The following is a 1,602-nucleotide window of genomic DNA, read 5'->3' on the forward strand; positions in this document are numbered from 1 at the left end:
GTTTGATACTCATTGAGCCTCCCCAATCAGCGTAACTTTTAGGCTACTCTGATAGGTGACAAAACCAAACGGAGAAGCTCAATGAATTTTTATACTAATACACATCCTTACTATTGTGGAATAGATTTACACGCACGCTTACTTTACGTATGCGTTATTGATGATAAAAGTGAGGTGCTTGTACATAAAAAAATAAAGGACTCACCCGAAGAATTGCTGGCTTTACTGACGCCTTATTTAGGCAATATCGTCGTGGGGGTCGAATGTATGCACTGCTGGTATTGGGTCAGTGACTTTTGCCGGCAACACAATATAGATTTCGTATTAGGTCACGCCTTGTATATGAAAGCCATTCATGGCGGTAAAACCAAGAATGATAAAATTGATTCATTTAAGATTGCCAAATTGTTACGTGGTGGTAATTTCCCTTTAGCATACAACTACCCCAACGAACTACGGGCTACCCGTGATTTACTTCGGCGGCGCACTAAACTTGTACGCTTTGGCGCGGACTTAAAAGCTCATGTATCAAATACCGTGAGTCAATACAATTACCCTGCACATTCCCTTAATTTACGTTATCCAAAGTCTCGTGAAAAAATGTCGAACGTCTTTGATGATATATCCGTGCAGCGCAACATCGATATTGATTTAAACATAGTCGCTCATATTGAAACAGAGTTACGCCAAGTTGAAGGGTTCATTGAAAAACAAGCGAAACAACATAATGCTAGAGACTTCTACCTACTCAAATCTATTGCGGGTGTGGGCCAAATTCTAGCACTCACAATTCTCTATGAAATAGGTGATATCAACCGCTTTGAAAGTGTTCAAAATTTTGCATCCTATTCTCGACTCGTTAAATGTAAAGCTGAATCAGCTGGTAAAGCCTACGGCACACAAGGTAATAAAATTGGCAATGCTCATCTTAAATGGGCCTTCTCTGAAATGGCCGTGCTTTACCTACGCGGAAATGATAAAGCTCGCGCCTATCTCAACAAGTTACAAAAACGCATGAGTAAAGCAAAAGCTCTGTCCGCCCTTGCGCATAAGCTAGGCCGCTGTGTTTACTTCATGTTAAAACGACAAAAGGCTTTTGATGAAAAACGATTTTTAGCAGGTTAGTCACGCCATCCGATGAGCTGAACGTCTAACTGGTGCCATAGGCCGAGCAACCTTAAATCGTTGTGAATTTCACTGGTTTATAAAAGCCATTTAATACGACTTATTTGCCATTGCTAGGTAACCACTCGGTTTGATTAGACATCGGATGGGCGTGCATCAATACTTTGCGCTAAATCGCTTACACCTAGCCTGAGCCTGAAACTAACTGGTGGAATTATCCAACCTTCATTTTGAATAGTGCCAGTGCTGGGTTAACCGATGAATGTCTAGTGCCCCTGCTATCAATACGGATATTGAAAATGCTGGCCGCGATGATATCGCATAAGAGAGCCTCTATATGTGTTTGCTGTAGGCGATTGCCTAATAGCCACGAAGACAGATGAAGTAAACGGTTTAGCTCAGAGATTTGGATTGATCTGAAAAATAGATCAAAAGCACACTAGTACCTATTGACTAACTTTAGGCTCATATGTGTTA

1 protein-coding gene is annotated in these 1,602 nt (G+C 41.1%); it reads left to right on the forward strand.

Annotated elements, in window-relative coordinates:
* The first annotated feature begins 81 nt into the window (after nucleotides 1–81).
* The gene (locus tag ABWV72_RS21070) at nucleotides 82–1,125 is read left to right on the forward strand and encodes an IS110 family RNA-guided transposase (protein ID WP_353372932.1); all 1,044 of its coding nucleotides are present in this window, start codon (nucleotides 82–84) and stop codon (nucleotides 1,123–1,125) included.
* Nucleotides 1,126–1,602 lie beyond the last annotated feature (477 nt).

Origin of the sequence: Aliiglaciecola sp. NS0011-25 (genome assembly GCF_040370605.1) — a bacterium.
Lineage (GTDB): Bacteria > Pseudomonadota > Gammaproteobacteria > Enterobacterales > Alteromonadaceae > Aliiglaciecola > Aliiglaciecola lipolytica_A.

Coding starts and splice junctions, on each gene's coding strand:
- ABWV72_RS21070 (WP_353372932.1), top strand. CDS start 82: ATGAATTTTTATACTAATACACATCCTTACTATTGTGGAATAGATTTA.